The organism is Neobacillus cucumis (assembly GCF_002860255.1).
Lineage (GTDB): Bacteria > Bacillota > Bacilli > Bacillales > Cytobacillaceae > Neobacillus > Neobacillus cucumis_A.
Genome location: NZ_PGVE01000088.1, coordinates 61,421 through 80,526, shown reverse-complemented (window position 1 = coordinate 80,526; position 19,106 = coordinate 61,421). Strand labels below are relative to the sequence as shown.

The 19,106-nt window shown below is 36.2% G+C and carries 16 protein-coding genes, 1 riboswitch and 1 other annotated feature; of the genes, 12 read left to right on the top strand and 4 right to left on the bottom strand.

The window, feature by feature from the left end; genetic code table 11:
* Positions 1-22: 22 nt before the first annotated feature.
* From metE to CVD27_RS23225, 4 genes are all read left to right on the top strand, one after another.
* Positions 23-2,302, top strand: a complete 2,280-nt coding sequence (gene metE, locus CVD27_RS23240; protein WP_101650880.1) for a 5-methyltetrahydropteroyltriglutamate--homocysteine S-methyltransferase — start codon at positions 23-25, stop codon at positions 2,300-2,302.
* Positions 2,303-2,388: 86 nt separating this feature from the next.
* Positions 2,389-2,566, top strand: a riboswitch (cobalamin riboswitch).
* Between the two features lie 347 nt (positions 2,567-2,913).
* On the top strand, positions 2,914-5,190 hold the full coding sequence (locus CVD27_RS23235) for a ribonucleoside-diphosphate reductase subunit alpha (RefSeq protein ID WP_101650878.1): 2,277 nt from the start codon (positions 2,914-2,916) through the stop codon (positions 5,188-5,190).
* 18 nt (positions 5,191-5,208) lie between these two features.
* Entirely contained in the window at positions 5,209-6,252 is a 1,044-nt protein-coding gene (locus CVD27_RS23230) for a ribonucleotide-diphosphate reductase subunit beta (RefSeq protein WP_101650877.1), read from the top strand.
* 1 nt (position 6,253) lies between these two features.
* The gene (locus CVD27_RS23225; protein WP_101650876.1) at positions 6,254-6,730 is read left to right on the top strand and encodes a flavodoxin domain-containing protein; all 477 of its coding nucleotides are present in this window, start codon (positions 6,254-6,256) and stop codon (positions 6,728-6,730) included.
* A 97-nt stretch (positions 6,731-6,827) separates the two neighbouring features.
* On the opposite strand, the gene CVD27_RS23220 is transcribed toward CVD27_RS23225, so the two are convergent.
* Positions 6,828-7,370, bottom strand: a complete 543-nt coding sequence (locus CVD27_RS23220) for a DUF4865 family protein (protein ID WP_101650874.1) — start codon at positions 7,368-7,370, stop codon at positions 6,828-6,830.
* A gap of 394 nt (positions 7,371-7,764) precedes the next feature.
* Between CVD27_RS23220 and guaC the strand changes: the two genes are divergently transcribed.
* The 6 genes from guaC (at position 7,765) to CVD27_RS23185 (ending at position 15,757) form a co-directional block, all read left to right on the top strand.
* Positions 7,765-8,748: a GMP reductase gene (guaC, locus tag CVD27_RS23215; protein WP_101650872.1), complete on the top strand. Its 984-nt coding sequence runs from the start codon at positions 7,765-7,767 to the stop codon at positions 8,746-8,748.
* 194 nt (positions 8,749-8,942) lie between these two features.
* On the top strand, positions 8,943-9,314 hold the full coding sequence (locus CVD27_RS23210) for a VOC family protein (RefSeq protein WP_101650870.1): 372 nt from the start codon (positions 8,943-8,945) through the stop codon (positions 9,312-9,314).
* A gap of 219 nt (positions 9,315-9,533) precedes the next feature.
* A complete protein-coding gene (locus CVD27_RS23205) occupies positions 9,534-11,714 on the top strand; it encodes a transglycosylase domain-containing protein (protein WP_101650868.1) in 2,181 nt (726 codons plus the stop codon).
* Positions 11,715-12,284: 570 nt separating this feature from the next.
* Positions 12,285-12,559 (top strand) — a binding site (T-box leader).
* A 59-nt stretch (positions 12,560-12,618) separates the two neighbouring features.
* Positions 12,619-14,253: a methionine--tRNA ligase gene (gene metG / locus CVD27_RS23195; protein WP_101650864.1), complete on the top strand. Its 1,635-nt coding sequence runs from the start codon at positions 12,619-12,621 to the stop codon at positions 14,251-14,253.
* Between the two features lie 41 nt (positions 14,254-14,294).
* On the top strand, positions 14,295-15,176 hold the full coding sequence (locus CVD27_RS23190) for an aminoglycoside 6-adenylyltransferase (protein ID WP_101650862.1): 882 nt from the start codon (positions 14,295-14,297) through the stop codon (positions 15,174-15,176).
* Positions 15,177-15,436: 260 nt separating this feature from the next.
* Positions 15,437-15,757 carry a hypothetical protein gene (locus CVD27_RS23185; RefSeq protein WP_101650859.1) on the top strand — a complete coding sequence of 107 codons (321 nt, stop codon included), beginning with the start codon at positions 15,437-15,439 and terminating at the stop codon, positions 15,755-15,757.
* 113 nt (positions 15,758-15,870) lie between these two features.
* Here the strand turns inward: CVD27_RS23185 and CVD27_RS27810 are convergent, their stop codons facing one another.
* The 3 genes from CVD27_RS27810 to CVD27_RS23175 all read right to left on the bottom strand — a co-directional run bounded on the left by CVD27_RS27810 (position 15,871) and on the right by CVD27_RS23175 (position 17,999).
* Complete coding sequence (locus tag CVD27_RS27810) at positions 15,871-16,113, bottom strand: hypothetical protein (protein ID WP_142384131.1); 243 nt, start codon at positions 16,111-16,113, stop codon at positions 15,871-15,873.
* A 150-nt stretch (positions 16,114-16,263) separates the two neighbouring features.
* The gene (locus tag CVD27_RS23180; protein WP_101650858.1) at positions 16,264-16,524 is read right to left on the bottom strand and encodes an HPr family phosphocarrier protein; all 261 of its coding nucleotides are present in this window, start codon (positions 16,522-16,524) and stop codon (positions 16,264-16,266) included.
* 146 nt (positions 16,525-16,670) lie between these two features.
* Positions 16,671-17,999: an MATE family efflux transporter gene (locus CVD27_RS23175; protein ID WP_101650857.1), complete on the bottom strand. Its 1,329-nt coding sequence runs from the start codon at positions 17,997-17,999 to the stop codon at positions 16,671-16,673.
* A gap of 246 nt (positions 18,000-18,245) precedes the next feature.
* Between CVD27_RS23175 and CVD27_RS23170 the strand changes: the two genes are divergently transcribed.
* On the top strand, positions 18,246-18,569 hold the full coding sequence (locus tag CVD27_RS23170; protein ID WP_101650855.1) for a BC1872 family protein: 324 nt from the start codon (positions 18,246-18,248) through the stop codon (positions 18,567-18,569).
* Positions 18,570-18,652: 83 nt separating this feature from the next.
* The gene (locus tag CVD27_RS28365) at positions 18,653-18,955 is read left to right on the top strand and encodes a hypothetical protein (RefSeq protein WP_101650853.1); all 303 of its coding nucleotides are present in this window, start codon (positions 18,653-18,655) and stop codon (positions 18,953-18,955) included.
* Positions 18,956-19,106: the final 151 nt, after the last annotated feature.

The window sequence follows — 19,106 nt, the reverse complement described above, 5'->3', positions numbered from 1 at the left end:
ACATAAGGGGATTTTAAAAAACATGAAAAGTTCAAACTTAGGCTATCCAAGAATTGGAGAAAAACGCGAATGGAAAAAATCACTTGAGCAATTTTGGGCAGGAAAAATAGAAAAAGAGCAATTTTTAAGCCAAATGGAGGAGTTCCGTCTGCAGCATCTGCAGAAGCAAATTGACAACGGAATTGATTTGATTCCAGTGGGTGACTTTAGTTTTTATGACCATGTCCTTGATACAGCTGTTATGTTCGGAATTGTACCAAAAAGATTTGATTACAATAGCGGGAAAGTATCTCTAGAGACTTATTTTGAAATAGCACGAGGAACAAAGGATGCTGTAGCAGCGGAAATGACCAAATGGTTTAATACCAACTATCATTACATTGTTCCTGAGTTGAAGGAAGTTGTTCCAACACTTGTTGAAAATCGTCCGCTTCAGTTTTTTAAAGAAGCAAAACAGAAACTTGGTATAGAAGGAAAGCCTGTTATATTAGGTCCAATTACATTCGTAAAACTATCAAAAGGGTATAGCAGCCTTAAAGAAGTGGTTCAGCAATTTATTCCGTTGTACGCAGAAATCTTAATGGAGCTTCAGGCTGAAGGCGTGGAATGGGTCCAAATCGATGAACCTATTTTAGCTACATCACTTTCAGAAGAAGAGGTAAACCTATTTGCTGATGTTTATCAGATATTGCATAAAGCCGCACCTAATGTCAAGCTTTTGTTACAAACGTACTTTGATAGCATTAACCACTACGAAGAGATTATCTCACTTCCTGTTCAAGGAATCGGGTTGGATTTTGTCCATGATCGCGGGGAGAATCTTGCTTCATTGAAAAAGTTTGGGTTCCCGAAAGATAAGGTACTTGCGGCTGGTGTGATTGATGGGCGTAACATTTGGCGTACGAATCTGGAAGAGCGGTTATGGTTACTAAACGAGATTACAGAACTTGTTTCAAAGGATCGAATGATTGTTCAGCCTTCATCAAGCCTTTTGCATGTTCCTGTAACAGTGAAGAGTGAAGAAACACTGGAAGAAGTACTAAAAGATGCCTTATCCTTTGCTGATGAAAAATTAAGTGAAGTTGTTATCCTTACAAAAGGCTTTCGGGATGGTAAAGAGCTAATCGATGAAGAAATCGCAGCTAGTACAAAGGCAATTCAAGCATTAAATGAATCCACTTTCCGTAATAATCAGCAAGTTCAAAATACCATACAAAACTTGGCTTCGGTTAGAGCCGAACGAGAAGCAGCATTTTACTTTCGTCAAAGAGCCCAAGAAGAAAGGTTCCATTTACCACTTCTGCCAACCACAACTATTGGGAGTTTCCCGCAAACACAGGAAGTACGTAAGCAGCGTCTACTGTGGCGTAAAGGTGAGTTAACCGATGCGGAATATGAGGAATATATCAATCTTGAAATTAAAAAGTGGATTGAAATTCAAGAGAAACTTAACTTAGACGTATTGGTTCATGGGGAGTTTGAGCGAACCGATATGGTAGAATATTTTGGTGAGAAATTAGCAGGGTTCCAATTTACAAAATTTGGTTGGGTGCAGTCCTATGGGTCACGTTGTGTGAAGCCGCCGCTTATCTACGGGGACGTGTCATTCCAAGGACCGATGACAGTCAAGGAGACACTCTATGCCCAGTCGTTAACACTGAAACCGGTAAAAGGGATGTTGACAGGGCCCATTACAATTCTGAACTGGTCGTTTGTTCGCGATGATATTTCACGCTATGAGGTGGCTAATCAAATTGCCCTTGCCCTTCGAAAAGAAGTAGAATTATTAGAGGAAAATGGAATCCACATGATTCAAGTGGATGAACCGGCATTGCGTGAAGGGCTGCCGTTAAAACGTGAAAATTGGGAAAGTTATTTGAATGCAGCTGTTTATGCATTCAAACTTGCTACCGCCTCCGTTCAAAATAAGACACAAATTCATACACATATGTGTTATGCCAATTTTGAAGATATTATTGAGGCAATCAATGCGCTCGATGCGGATGTAATTTCTATAGAGACATCTAGAAGCCATGGTGAATTACTTTATGCATTTGAAAAGAATACGTATGATAAAGGTATTGGTCTTGGAGTTTACGATATTCATAGTCCTCGTGTACCAAATCTTGAAGAGTTAACGAGAAACATTGAGCGTGCACTTCAAGTCCTTGATCCAAAGCTGTTCTGGATCAATCCTGACTGCGGCTTGAAAACCCGTGGGTTAGAGGAGACAGTGGCTGCCTTAGAGGTAATGGTGGAGGCCGCTGAGCTAGTGAGAGAAAAACTAGTGGTGAAAAAATAAAATACTTGTCAAAGTTTAAGTAGTATACTATATTAGTTGATATACAATATTTAGTGTTTATTTTTTGATGATAATACTAAATATAGATAATAACCAATGAAAATGGTGTCATAGAGACCTAATAGGGAATCTGGTGAAAATCCAGAACTGTACCCGCAACTGTAAATGCTGACGAAATAATCGTATCCACTGTCATTAGACGGGAAGGGATTAGAGTAGGCTAAAAGCATAAGTCAGGAGACCTGCCATTTTTATAGCGTGTTATCTTCTTCGGGAGGTGGGAAGATAGAACGAGGGTATTCTGACTAATACAGTGATACTGCTGTTTAACTAGATCAATCCACGTTTTATTAACCCATCTTCTCTGAAGATGGGTTTTTACTATTATTTGAAACAAGAAATTGTGACCAAGCGGTTGGGCGAAAGTTGGTAATGGGGAACAAAAGAAGATAATTGTTACCAAAGGTCGAGAAAAAAGTACTTAACGGACACAAAAGAAAATAATTGTGCTCGTTGACCAGTGAAAAGTGCACCAATGGTCACAAAAAAAGATATTTACGACCGAACTCCTCTAAATCTGGGAGTTCTGGTCACAATAAAGGGGTAATCATATGACTGTTAAAAATCATTCTGAAATGGATACTGTTTTAGAAGCCATCAAAAGAGCAAATGAAAAATATAAACTAGATACAACAAAGCTTGTCCAAAAAATAGCCGAATTAGAGGAATCTTCTAAATATGAACAATCAATGTTCTATGCGCTAAATCAAATCTCCATGGGAGATCCTAACTGGACCTTTCTTGCGGCAAACCTATTTTTAAATGATTTGTATCAAAAAGCTGCCAAATATAGAGGATACAATCACGAAGATAGATATGGAGATTTTTATACATTACTTACTTATCTAACAAAAATTGGAATCTACTCAGATGATCTAATAAATAATTATACCAAGGAAGAGGTTGAATCCCTAGATTCAGTAATAGATCCAGAAAAAGACTATCGGTTTAATTACATAGGACTATTTTTACTAGCAGACCGCTACCTAGCCAAAGATTACGAAGGAAATATTTATGAGCTGCCTCAAGAACGTTTTATGATCATTGCTATGACCTTAATGAAAAATGAACCAAAGGAAAAGCGATTAGCATATGTAAAAGAAGCATATTGGGCGTTAAGCAACTTGTATATGACTGTCGCCACACCGACACTTTCAAATGCGGGGAAAAGTTTTGGACAGCTCTCCTCCTGCTTTATCGACACAGTGGACGACTCACTTGATGGTATTTACTTAAACAATTGGGATATTGCCCGATTGAGTAAGGATGGCGGCGGCATTGGTATTTATCTTGGAAAAGTACGAGCTTTAGGGTCAGATATCAAAAAATTCAAAGGGAATTCCTCTGGGGTGGTCCCGTGGATCAAGCTGATTAACGATACTGCCGTAAGCGTGGACCAATTAGGCCAAAGGCAGGGTGCAATCGCTGTATACTTAGATGTTTTCCATAAAGACATGATGAATGGCTTTTTAGATTTAAAAACCAACAATGGAGACGAACGACGAAAGGCACATGATATTTTCACAGGGGTGTCTATTCCTGATTTGTTTATGAGGAAACTCGAAGAAGTTGATTCAACCGGCCGCAGCATCGGAGAGTGGCATACATTTTGTCCTCATCAAGTGAAACAAATTATGGGATGGAAGGATAAGAACGGTACGCCACTTGGTCTAGAGGATTTTTATGATGAGGAAGATGAAAAGTTCTTTACCGAAAAATACGAAGAAGCCGTTAGGCATCCAATGCTTCCAAGGAAAACCTATCGGGCGATGGATATTATGGCTAGAATTATGATTTCTCAATTAGAAACAGGGACACCTTATATGTTTTATCGCGATGAGGTAAACAGGAAAAATCCTAATAAACATTTACAAGGCATGGGCCGCACATCTATTTTTTGCAGCAATTTATGTACAGAAATTGCTCAAAACATGTCTCCGACGACAATTGTAAAAGAATATAAAGATGAAGAAGGCAACATTGTGATTGTCCGTAAACCTGGAGATTTTGTGGTTTGTAATCTCTCTTCTATTAACCTGCCAAGATCCATTGAAGTCTTGGCGCGTCTAATTCCTATTCAAGTAAGAATGCTAGATAACGCAATAGATCTGAATACCATTTCAGTCGGTCAGGCGGAAGCCACTAATAAAAAATACCGAGCGGTAGGCCTAGGAACATTTGGCTGGCATCATTTATTGGCGTTAGAGGGGATCTACTGGGAATCTGAAGAGGCGGTTTCCTTTGCAGACCAACTCTATGAAGATATCGCATACTATACGATTCGCTCTTCAATGGAATTAGCTAAGGAGAAAGGAACCTATAGTAAGTTTGAAGGCTCAGAATGGCAAACGGGCCGTTATTTCGAGCGAAGAGGCTATAAAAGTGAACGGTGGTCTCAACTAAAAAAAGAAGTTTCGATATACGGAGTCAGAAATGGCTGGATGATGGCCATTGCACCTAACTCATCTACGGCAAAAATCGGTGGTTCGACAGATGGAATTGATCCATTGTATGCAGTTGAATATGCTGAGGAGAAAAAGAACTTTAAATTTAAAGTAACGGCACCTGATTTAGATCACAACACCTATAACTATTACCGCCGGTCAAGACATGTCTTGGATCAAACCTGGAGCATTAGGCAAAATGCTGCCAGACAGAGGCATATTGACCAATCGATTAGCTTTAATCTTTATGTTCGTCATGACATTAAAGCGAAGGATTTATTAAATCTCCATATTGAAGCCTGGAAACAAGGATTAAAAACTACTTATTACGTAAGAAGTACTTCGCAATCAGAGATCGAAGAATGTGAAGCGTGTCATAGCTAAGAAGAGGAGGCAAAATCAATGATTCATACACCATTAACCAAAATTAAACTGTTAAACCCAGAATATCCTAATAAATCAACTGGAATCATAAATGGTAAGTCTTCAGGTCTGCTGAATTGGAATGATATCGCCTATCCCCAAATATACGATTTATATCAAACGCTACTAGCAAACTTTTGGAAGGCGCAAGAAATAAATATGCAGGATGATATCAAGCAATGGGAATTTTTAAGTGAAACGGAAAAAGATGTTTTCCTGCGTATTAATACGCAGCTTGCTTCTCTTGACAGCCTGCAAACACCGACCATGAGCCAGGTCATGGATTATGTGACAGACTCCAGCTTTAAAGCCATTTTTGCAGTCATTTCACAGCAAGAAGCAGTTCATAATGAATCCTATTCATATATACTAAGCTCATTAGTTCAGATAGGAGAACAAAATGAACGATTCAATCAAGCTAAACTGGATCCGATTGTGAGGAAGAGAAACCAATTAATTTTGGATGCTTATGAAAATTTTAGAGAGAAACCAACACCACAATCGTTATTTCAATTATGTGTAAACTCCATTAATCTTGAGGGTATTTACTTTTATGCAGGTTTTGCTTTCTTCTACCATTTAGCTAGACAGCAAAAAATGCTTAAAACCAGTACAATGATTAGTTATATTCAACGTGATGAAATGCAGCATGCCTATTTTATTGCCCAGTTTATTCGTATCCTTTTAACTGAAAATCCTGAATTGCACACGGAAGAGAATATCAATTATGTATATCAAACAATTGCCCGGGCTGTTGAACTTGAAAAAGAATGGGCCCACTACATCTTAGCTGATATAAAGGGAATTGATTTAAAGGAATTCGAAGAGTATGTGGAGTATCTTGCCAATAAACGGTTAAGGCAGTTGGGATTGAACAATCTTTATCCTGAAAAAATCAACCCTATGCCATGGATTCAAGTGTTTGGCGATGACATGGTTAATGAGACAAAGTCGGATTTCTTTGAGCAAAAATCAAGGACCTACTCTAAAGTCTCACAGTCCAATGGGTTTGACGAGTTGTAAGATGAAGATAGCGATTGTCTATTCATCCGTAACGGGAAATACGAAAGAATTAGCCGAGGTTATATATCGAAACTTTCTTGGTTATTCATTAGATGTGATGATTTATAGAATTGAAGATTTTTCTCCTGCCTATATAGACAGATTTGATGTAGTCGTGGTAGGCACCTATACATGGGGAGACGGTGAAATACCTAAAGAAATGCGGAAACTTTATTACGCGTTTGAGAAACTTGGGAATAAGAAAATCATTTCGGGAGTTTTTGGAACAGGGGATAGCTTTTATCCTAAATATTGTGGAGCAGTCGATTTATTTCGTGACATGCTGTACGTTCGCACGAATTTAACTGCGACATTAAAGGTTGAACTTCTTCCTCAAATCCAGGACCTCCAGCGCAGCCAAATGTTTGTAGATTCCATTCTGAAAAGGGCTGACAAATTAAATAACAGCTTCAAAATGAAGGACATTCAATATAAATAAAAGGCAACAAAAAGGATAAAACCAAAAAGGTTTTATCCTTTTTGAATGTTTCAATTAAGGCATGTTGGTCCAAAGAGCCGCTGCTTTGGGCTCTTGGTTATTCTTGCGATGTATGTAAAATACTATAGACCACTCCATCTACTTCTGGTAAGTTGTTTAAATCGCTTAAAAAATAGAAGACTTCGTACTCCCATTTATCTGGATTATAAATAACTAAATATTCTGTGTGATCAATGACTTGAATTTTTCCCTGGATTCTTTCTTTTAAGTTATTTAGGCTTTCTTTTGGCTGTATTTCTCCTTTCATTTGATATACAAATTTATTAGTTTTAATGTTAGATGTTGTTGTATCAATTAGTGGAATACCTACATTTACTCGTTGCCATCCAAAAGAATTTAATATGTTGTCATAAAATCCTTCAAATAAAAACTTATTTAGTCCGTTGTTACCCTTCCATAGATATAAGGGACAATAACTATTTTGTAGATTATGATGGATCCCTTTTTCTGTTATCAGGTATAGTTTAAATTTAAGCTGCTCAAATCCATCTGTTTTATGCCCATTTATTCTTACTCTTTCTTTGATTCTATTCATATCATAATCACTTGGTAAGTTAATTTTATACTGTGTAGCTATCATTTGGTTTTCTCCTCCTTTAAAAGGAAGTTGATTAATTTTATTAAAACATAAATTGTTAAGAACTGGGAAATATAAAAATTTCAGTACCCCAAAATACTGGTTAATGAGAATGATAAGGTTCACTCAAATGTAAATGCTTTAATACTAAATTGAATAATCTATTATAACTAAAACACGAACATTTTTATTTATTGACAAGCTAATATTCGTGTATTACAATTGATTTTGGGTTTGATAAAAGAATTATAAAATATGATTCATTTGGCGGAAGTGGATGAAAATCTTCACTTTCGGGAACTATTTTAATGACCATTTTAGGTATTAATTTTTCGAAATAGTTAATTAAAAAAATCGTAAGAACCTGAAATAAACTTAAATTAGGAGTGAAAGCTCAATGGAAAATGTATTTGACTACGAAGATATTCAGCTTATACCAGCAAAATCGATTGTAAATAGCCGCTCTGAATGTGACACAACTGTTACCTTTGGTGGACGTACCTTTAAACTGCCTGTGGTGCCTGCAAATATGCAGACTATTATAGATGAAAAGATTGCCATTTACTTGGCAGAAAATAATTATTTTTATATCATGCATCGTTTTCAGCCTGAGACGCGTTTGTCTTTTGTTAAAGATATGCAGTCTCGTGGACTATATGCTTCCATCAGTGTAGGTGTTAAAGAAGAGGAATACCGTTTTATAGAAGAATTAGCAGCAGAAAATCTTACGCCTGAATACATTACAATCGATATTGCGCATGGTCATTCCAATGCGGTCATCAATATGATTCAACATATCAAAAAATACCTTCCATCAAGCTTTGTTATTGCCGGTAATGTTGGAACCCCAGAAGCAGTAAGGGAACTAGAACATGCTGGTGCAGATGCTACAAAGGTTGGAATTGGACCAGGTAAGGTTTGTATTACAAAAATTAAAACTGGATTTGGAACTGGAGGCTGGCAATTAGCGGCATTAAGATGGTGTGCTAAAGCAGCGAGCAAACCTATCATTGCTGACGGTGGTATCCGTACGCATGGTGATATAGCCAAATCTATTAGATTTGGAGCAGCCATGGTGATGATTGGATCATTATTTGCCGGCCATGAAGAATCCCCAGGGGAAACCGTTGAAAAGGACGGAGAACTTTATAAAGAGTACTTTGGATCTGCTTCTGAGTTTCAAAAAGGTGAAAAAAGAAATGTGGAAGGTAAAAAAATGTATGTTAAATACAAAGGCCCATTAAAAGATACTTTGATAGAGATGGAGCAAGATCTTCAATCCTCGATTTCATATGCTGGCGGTAACAAGCTTTCAGCTATCCGCAATGTAGATTATGTGATTGTGAAAAATTCCATCTTTAACGGAGATAAAGTGTATTAAAGTTGTACAGCTTTTTAATGAACAGATTGTAAAAGTGAACCGGTCTAATAGGACTTGTTCACTTTTTATTTTTTTTGCTAATTAAGAGTTTTATAAATAATACTTATTCTTATTCATAAAAATATTGAAATTTTCTTATCGATTGAGTAGGAGTATGATGTCTGTATAGAAAATAAACGAAGGGACGGATAAAAATGTCATTTATTTTTAAAGCAATCGACCATATACAATTAGCAGCTCCTAAGGGAAGCGAACATAAGGCAAGACAATTTTTTAAAGAAATTTTAGGGTTTGATGAAATTGAAAAACCTGAAGAATTAAAAAAGCGTGGTGGAGTATGGTTTCAATTTGGAAACATTCAAATTCATATTGGAATAGAAGAACCTTTCTACCCAGCTAAGAAGGCTCATCCTGCATTCGAAATAGATAATATAGAAGCATTAAAAAGACATCTTAAACTAAATGGGATTGAAGTTATAGAGGATAATAATCTTCCGGGGGCAAATCGTTTCTATATTATAGATCCTTTTGGAAATCGTATAGAATTATTAGAATGGATTAAATAGTAAAAAACAAGGTGTATTAAGAGTCGGTCCTATGGCCGATTTTTTCGTTTCTTCATAGGATAGAAATTTTTTATCCATGTGCCCCTCATAAATTTAAATTTTGTTACGAACATTTATATATAGCCTATGGATAATTTGTAATAAACGGTTAATGAAAAGCTATTGATAAATGCCTCATTAAAATCAACTTTGAGTAATCATAATACAGGAGGAAAAAGAATGTCAGAAGGAAACTATCAATCTCGTGAAGAACGAAAACAAGCTGAAAAAGCAAGACAAAATCAACAAAGAGAAAATCAGCAAAGAGAGAATCGTAAACCGAAAAAAAACTCCTTGTTGAAAAAAGTGATGATTATCTGTCTTGTGCTTGGACTCGTTTCAACTGGAGCTGGAGCCATAACATTCGCTTCAATGATTAAAGATGTGCCAAAGTTGGATTCTTCAAAGCTAGTAGATCCGCTTTCGACAAAATTCTATGATAAAAACGGAAAGTTTCTTTATGAATACGGGAAAGAAAAGCGAACAAAAATTGCCTACAGTCAAATTCCAAAAGTGCTGGAACACGCATTTGTTGCCACTGAGGATTCTCACTTTTATGAGCACCATGGGATTGATATAAAAAGGACTGCCAAGGCTATTTTTGTAAACTTAACCGGAGATTTTGGATCACAGGGCGGCAGTACCATTACTCAGCAAGTCATTAAAAACTCATTTTTGACTCCAGAGAAAACCTTAAAGCGGAAAATCCAAGAATGGGATCTGGCATATCAGTTGGAACAAAAATATTCGAAACAAGATATTCTAATGATGTATTTAAATAAGATATACCTTGGCAACCGTTCATATGGAGTAGCCGCTGCTGCGAAGAATTACTATGGGATTGAGGCGAATGATTTAAAAAATTTAACTCTAGCACAGGCAGCGATGTTAGCCGGATTGCCGCAGAGTCCGAATAATTATGATCCGACCAAGCCGGAAAACAAAGAAGCAGCCACCAAGCGTCGTAATATTGTCTTAAGCTCCATGCTTAGAGATGGATATATAACTGAAGAACAAATGAAGGAAGCATCGAAAGTTCCAGTCACAGAGGGTCTTGTCCAAAAAAATACTCAACAAAGTATGCCTTACGAAGCATTTTTGGACGCAGTTGTGAAAGAGGTAAAAGGAAAACTGAAGGATGTAGATATCAGCAAGGATGGATTATCTATTTATACTACTTTGGATCCAAAAGCCCAGGATTATGCAGACAAAATGATGAACACCAATGAAGTCATTGCTTATCCGGATTCGGATTTCCAGGGGGCTTTTGTCTTTTTAGATACAAAGACGGGAGAGGTCAGAGCAATTGGAAGCGGGCGTAACGATTATAAGGCTCAATTTTTAGGAAACAACTTTGCTGTCGATATCAATCGTCAACCAGGCTCCTCATTTAAACCGATTTTTGATTATGGTCCGGCAATCGAAAAATTAAAATGGTCTACAGCCCATATAATCGATGACCAGGAGACAACCTATTCAAATGGTCAGCCCATTTCAAACTGGGATCATCAATATCACGGGATTTTGACCATTCGCTCGGCTTTGAAAAATTCATACAACATTCCTGCGCTTCTCACGTTGCGAGAGGTTGGCCTTGATAGGGCAAAGAACTTTGCTGAACAGCTTGGAATTTCATTTAAAAATAACCAAGTATATGAATCCTATTCAATCGGAAGCAATACAGTTAGTCCATTAGAGATGGCAGGTGCCTATAGTGCATTTGGAAATGAAGGAATATATAATAAACCCCATTTTGTCCAAAAAGTTGTTTTTCCAGATGGGACAACAATTAAATTTGCAGAGAAGTCTAAACGAGTCATGCAGGATTACACAGCTTATATGGTTACGGATATGTTACGTACAGTTGTAAATGATGGAACAGGTACTACGGCAAATGTCCCAGGATTGGATGTTGCTGGAAAAACAGGGACAACCAATTTTGATTCAAAAACAAGAGCAAAATTTGGATACCCAAGCACTGCGACCAATGATAGCTGGTTTGCTGGATTCACGCCGCAATACACCATGGCAGTCTGGACAGGTTACGCGCAAAACGGTCCAGGTAACTATATGGCCGGAAATACGACAAAAATTGCACAGCTTATGTTTAAGAGAATGATGCAATCATTTGGTACAAATTCAACTAATTTTCAGCAGCCGGATAGCGTATACAGAGTAAATAATGAACTCTATATAAAAGGGAACGATTTAGCAGAAATCCCTCCTAAACCTAAAAAAATCGAACAAAAAACAGCGCCTATTACTAATCCTGGCAAAGAAAAAAAAGATAAGCCAGAAGAATGGAAAAAACAAAAAGACAATGGAAAAGGCAAAGGAAAAGGCAAAAATAAACATGATTAAAGAAACATGGGGACGGTTCTCATGCTTCCATCGACCCAAGAACGAAATAGAAATCTAATCTTGTTTTTACGAATTGAATAAGAAAATAACAGCCGGTTGATTCAGCTAATCTATTTTTATTGAGATTTTCAAGCTGTCAACCGGCTCTTTTTGCTGGAGGTTTCTAATAGGGGATTGGGAAAAAGTATTAGACTTTTACGTTGATGTCTAATGTCATTTAAAAGGAAGGTAGTGAAAAAGAATTTCCAAAATTTTATGATTAAATAAACTTACGAAACCTAATGAGATAAATATTATGGCAATGATCCAACAATAAGGGGCAGTATCTTCAGTTAGGGCATGGTTCCAAAAGTACCATCCTAACAAAATAAATAGGATTCCAATTACAATAACCATTAATGCTGCTAACAAAGTAAATCACCAACCTTTTTCACATATTATTATTTTCCTGCTTGTCTGTTGAATAAGAAGGTATGAAAGTTGAAGGTTGGAGCACAATCGATAAAATATAAAAAATATTTAAACATTTGCTTGACTTCAAACATGAACTAAACTAATATTTATTAACAAATAAAGGCAATGAAGAGAAAAAGTAAAATGATTATGTTTTTCCGCAGAGAGCTTCGGCAGCTGAAAAGAAGCAAAAACAGTCATTTGAACAATGGTCTCTGAGCTTCGTACTGAACATACAATTTGTATTAGTAGGATACGACGAGTTTTGGCACTCGTTATCAATGTCACAGTATAAGAGTAGTTTTTATAACTCCGTACTTGCTGAGGCAAATGGTGTGAGCCATTTGTGAAATAAGGTGGTATCACGTGGTCATTCAAACCTCGTCCTTAACTATGACAGTTAAGGACGAGGTTTTTTTGTTTTTATTTTAAAACTATGGAGGGATTCGTTATGAGTATTTTTATTGGTGGTGCCTGGGCATATGCTAACGGCTCATTACACCTTGGTCATATTTCTAGTTTGTTACCTGGTGATATTTTGGCAAGATATTACCGTTTGAAGGGAGAGAAGGTTTTATATGTATCCGGAAGCGATTGTAATGGAACGCCGATTACCATCAGGGCCAAACAAGAAGGCCTAACTCCAAAAAAAATTGCTGATCGTTATCACCAAGAATTTGAAGAATGTTTTTCTAGATTAGGATTTTCATACGATACCTATACAAGGACAGATACCATACATCATCATAAAATCGTTCAAGAAATATTTTTAGACTTACTTGAAAAGGGTCTTATTTACAAAAAAGAAAAAGAGCAAACGTATTGTGAATACGATCGGCAATTTTTACCGGATCGATATGTTGAAGGGATTTGTCCGAATTGCGGTGCAAATGCACGTGGAGATCAATGTGATGTTTGTTCAAGTGTCTTAGAACCACTTGAATTATTGGACAGAACATGTAAAATTTGCGGAAATCCACCAACGACAAGAAACACAGAGCATTTTTACTTCTCATTAAGTTCTTTTCAGACTACATTGGAAAAGTATACGCAAGAAGCTAAAAATAAAAATCTATGGCGTGAAAATGCCATTTCATTGACGGAAAGATATTTAAAGGAAGGTTTACAAGACCGAGCAGTCTCAAGAGATCTGCCTATTGGCGTTAGTGTCCCAGTAGCTGGCTATGAAGATAAGAAAATCTACGTTTGGATTGAAGCTGTTTCAGGTTATTATACAGCCAGCAAGTTATGGGAGAAAAAAGCGAAGAAAAGTGACTCAACTTTTTGGGAGTCTAATGCCAAATCATATTATGTCCACGGAAAAGATAATATCCCTTTTCATTCCATCATATGGGCGGGAATCCTGGCTGGGTTGGGAAAAGAACCCTTACCAACGCATATTGTTTCGAACGAATATCTAACTCTGGAAAAGAAAAAATTATCTACGAGTAAAAATTGGGCTGTTTGGGTTCCGGATATTTTGGAAAGATATGACCCTGATTCCATCCGCTACTTTTTAACCATCAACGCTCCAGAAAGACGAGATGCTGATTTTTCTTGGAAGGAATTCATTTATAGTCATAACAGTGAATTATTGGGGGCCTATGGAAACTTTGTTAACCGTACATTGAAGTTTATTCAGAAGTCATATAATGGGTTTATACCTGAAAAAGACATAAGTTCAGTTATACAAGAGAAAGTGAATCGTTTATTTGATGAAGTAGGCCTCTGCATTGAGAGTTCTTCTTTCAAACAAGGATTAGAAAAAGTTTTTGAGTTGGTTAGGTACGCAAATAAGTATTTTGATGAACAGCAGCCTTGGAAGCAAATACACGAAGATACAGAGTCTTGCAAACATACGCTGGCAAATTGTGTCTATCTAATTGGTAATCTCGCACATATATTGACTCCTTTCCTTCCTTTTTCGAGTGAAAAGATTAAAAAAATGTTAAATACAACGGAAACAAACTGGAAGTCCTTTTTAGTTAAACCTATAATGTTGTCAAATGTGGAACCATTATTTACACGTATAGATACAGCAAGAATTAAAGAAGAGCGTGCTAGATTAAATAATCAGGCAGTTTAAAAATAAAATAGTATAAATCAACTTTTTCGAGGTGAATAACAGTGAGAACGGAAGAAGAAATGTATGGTTTGATAGTAAAAATTGCTCAAGAAGATGAGAGGATACGAGCTGTCTATATGAACGGCTCAAGAACCAATCTTAATGCCCCAAAGGATATATTTCAAGACTATGATATCGTTTATGTAGTAAAGGAAACAGCATCATTCATAAAAAATGAGCAATGGATTAAATTGTTTGGAGATTTACTTATCATTCAAGAACCTGATAAAAATGATAAGTTTATTCGTTTGGAGGAGGATTCTGTTAAATCTTACGGATATTTAATGCTTTTTACAGATGGAAATCGAATCGATCTTCATATCGAAACAAAAGAAATTATGTTAGAAAAGTATACTAAGGATACACTTACCATTCCTTTGTTAGATAAAGACAATATACTACCAAACATACCTGAACCTACAAATATAGATTATTGGGTAAAGAGGCCAACTGAATCACTTTACTTGAGCTGCTGTAATGATTTTTGGTGGTGTCTGCAAAACGTTGCAAAAGGAATATGGCGAGACGAACTGCCCTATGCAAAACAAATGTTTGAAAATATTATTAGGGCTAGGTTGGACGAAATGGTTTCTTGGTGGGTTGGCTCAAACTATAATTTTCAAGTATCGACGGGAAAAATGGGCAAGTATTTTAAAACGTACCTTCCAGAAACTTATTGGGAAATGTACAAAGAAACATATTCTGATCATAACTATGATCATTTTTGGACGTCTATATTTGCCGCTTGTGATCTATTTCGAATTATCGCTAAAGAAGTCGCAGAGAAGTTATTATTCACCTATCCAATTATGGAGGATAAGAACATGACTGAATACCTTGAACAAGTTAGACAATTACCTATTGATGCAAAATATATTTATTAAATCAGTTAGTATTACACTTCTAATCTTACTTATTTTCATCCAAAAAACCTTCCATTTTCTTTTAAATGGAAGGTTTTTTATTATTTCACTAAATGTTCAAAAAGATAAAACTATTTGTTATTTGCATCACACCATATTTTACCTCACGAATGTACAATCGAAATATATCCGACAAAAGAAATGAGGTGTGACTGATTTTTTTCATTTATCAATAACCCCTGGTAATTAAAAAAGAATGCATGGTTTAGGAGGCTGGTATATTGTTAAAGTTATTGGTTTTCGGTTTAATTATAATTACTTTAATCCTGGTAAGTATATTTATTGGCGGGCTGATGGATCTTTATAAACAAGAATTGGAAGAAAAAAAGAATATGGTCAGAGATGGAATAGAAGGTTATTTGGATCAAACCTTTGGATTTCGAAAGGTAAAAGTTTTTAAAACACTCATTGATGCCGATGGTTATGTCAGATATATGGTTTATTTGCCCCAGTTCGAGTGGTTCAAGTCACCAACTTATACATGGTATGAAGTGTATCAAACCCAAAGTGGTGGTTTTCAGCATATTGATGTTGAAAAATAATGTCTATCGTTTTCCAAGGAAAACCTAGGAATTCTCAAGGCTTTTCTTTAGTTAGTTGTCTTAAAAAAATATAGCTGAATGAGTTTGTAAAAACTCATTCAGCAGTTTAAAAATTAGTAATAATAAGGAAATGTAGAAGCAGGAGGTCTCCAGGAGGGATGACCATATGAAGCTTGTCCTGAAAATGGATGCGACATGAATGGATTTATATGATTTGGATTATGATTTGGATTATGATCTGGATTATGGCTGGAAGAATGGTGAGAAGGGGTATGGCTAAGAGTATAGTGGTTATACTGTGCCATACAACCCCCAGTTTGTCCAGGGTGAGGGCCAGTTGTAATAGTATGTGTCAATGTTTACACCTCTTTTCAAAGAGTCTTGTATTATAATATGAGTTTTACATAATTTAGTTACAATATAACTGCAGGGAACATACTTGATTGGAATAATGAACTAAAAAGAGGCAGGCTAAATAAGGAGCCTGCCTTTTTCTTGCATTTTCCCTATTTTTCAAATTGCTTTAAAGTATCAATCAATTCCTTTATGGCTTCATTTTCGTCTTCTCCTGAAACCTCTAAAGTAATTTCTGCCTGCTTTGGAATAGCTAACGATAAAACGCCAAGCACTGATTTAACGTTGACTGTCCGACCGTTATGTGTTAGAAAAATATCCGAATTAAATTGGGAAGCAGCTTGAACTAATTGATTGACAGGCTGAGCGTAAAAACCCGCTTTATTATTGATTTTCACTGTTTGTTGAATCATCGTAGTCCTCCTTAAATAACTTTGGTATCACCATCTTCTTATGTATGAAACAAAAACATAAAAAATGCATTTGTTTTATCGTTATTAACCTTATTTTAAAAATCAAAGTAAAATAAAAGGCTTCAGTTCATTGAACGAAAGCCTTCTTAAACCAGTTGTTTAATTATATTTTTATTTCTACGATACCACAAAAAAAGCCCTGCCCGTAAAGCATTATCAACAGCAATGGAACCCCAAACGGCTGGTAAACCAAATCCTAACTTCCAGGCAAATACATAAACCCCCAGAGTACGGATAAACCAAATACCAATAATAGTCACAATCATTGGGTATTTACTGTTACCTCCAGCCTGTACAACAGAAGTATCTACCGTAACAGAAGCTAGGAAAGGTTGAGAAATAGTATCTATAAACAAGACAATCATCACTAAATGAATCACATTTTGATTGTGAGTAAAAAATCTACCTGTCCACGGGCTAGTACATGCCAAAATGGCTGTTAAAACGGTCATAGATAAAGCGGCTTGAAGGTAGCTCCATTTTCGATATGCTTGCACTTCTGACCAATTATTTCTACCGATCGCTTGGCCAATTAGAGTACTCGCTGCTACTGCAAATCCTCCACCTATAGTAGAAGAAAATGTTGTAATTGTACCCGCGATGTTATGCGCAGCATAGACCTCTGTTCCCATCCGGACAATGAGTCCAAAATAGATGACCTGTCCTAGTCTCATTGATAACCTTTCAATCGTAGCAGGAACCGCAAAATTTATCATGCGGCGTGCCAATTTACCGATGATTTTAAAATCACTTCTTGTTAAAGCAATGGCAGGGATGCGTTGGGATAGGAGAAATAAACGAATAAATCCAAATATTCTCGCAAGAATCATTGCTATTGCAGCACCAGTTAATCCCAAGCCAGCCACAGGGCCAAGTCCAAAAATTAAAAGATAATCAAGAAATACATGGACGATATTCATCTCTATTCCGACACGTAGAGGAGTTTTGGTATCACCGATGGCTCGAAAGGATGCAGATTCAGCTGTAAATAAGGCAATGAAAGGAGTTAGTCCTAAAACTACTTTAAAATAGATTACAGCTGTTTCTTTAAGTTGCTCGTTTGCACCAGTCCATTCTAATAATGACTGGGCAAAAATAACAGAAATAATAGAAAAAAGTAATCCGATGAATGAGGAGATTAATAGACCGTGAAAAATAACGGACTTACTTTGTTCAGCTCGTTTTGCCCCAAATGCTCTTGATAAAAAAATAGAAAGAGTGGCTGAAATAGCTGTAAATACTCCAATATAAGTCATATTGTATATATTGGTCACACCAACAGCATTAATAGCTAATAAACCTAACTTTGCAATAAAGAAAGAGTCGATTACTCCTAGTAAACTTTGCAAATAAGATTCACCAATGGCAGGTAATGCCATGCCTAATACTTCTTTTGCCTTAGTTGGAAGTTTCATTTTCTTTTCCTCATTTTTAAAAATTTTTGCGAGCTTATTTCATTTTCTCTCATTAAAAAGCAAATTTCCACTTTTGTATACTTATTCTTTGATGTTTTAAGAAGAATCAGTACAAACTCCTGAAGGATTGGGCTCTTTCTAATTTTAAAATTTTCACATAAATACTGGAAAAAGAATACAATGTGTTATATAATTACAAGTAATTAATTAATCTGTTATATAACAAAAAGTAAAGGGGAATGAAAAATGGTGAAAATTGATGCGATTGCTCGGAGAATCCTTGGTTGGAAGTTAAATAGATGGGATCGCTGGTATGATTATGAAAAGGGGAAATTCATTCACGAGTCCGACTTTCAGCCTGAGCAAAATATAGACCATGCTATGCTTATCGTAGAGCGGTTAGAGGAGTTAGGATATTCGTATCAAATTAAAGGACTTTCGAAGGTGTGCTTTAATGATATTTGCGCGACAGGAGATACGTTAGCTCAAGCAATTACTAATGCAGCCTACGAAATTGTTGAGCAGCATTCCTTTTTGGATAGCACTAGATTATGGCAGAAATTATGTTAAACTTCCCAAAAAACACTCATGATGATGGGTGTTTTTATTATTTTGGGTAAAATAAAATCAAAAAAGAAAAAGGTGTAATATGGATGTATGATTGGATTTACCAACATTTCATTAACTCATTATGGTTTATGGCTGCTCTAATGACCTTACCTTTTTTGTTTGGATTTTATGTTGTTTATAAACTTTACATGATTTCTAAGAAACAAGGGGACCAAAATAATCAAGGAGACCAAGGAAACCAAGGAAACCAAGGAAACCAAGGAAATCAAGGAGACCAAGGAAATCAAGGAGACCAAGGAAATCAAGGAGACCAAGGAAATCAAGGAAATCAAGGAAATCAAGGATTTAAAGGTAAACAAGCCAATCAAAGCAATTCAGATGGATAGTGTGAAGAGCAGACTGTTAATTTTCCAGAAGTAATAGCTTCCTTTTTTTTGTAAAAAAAGACCTTTGATTATAAAAATCAAAGGTAAAAGCGGCTTAATTGTCGAGGTTAAGCCGAATAATTAGGAGGTCTAAACTCAGAAGAATTTAAAC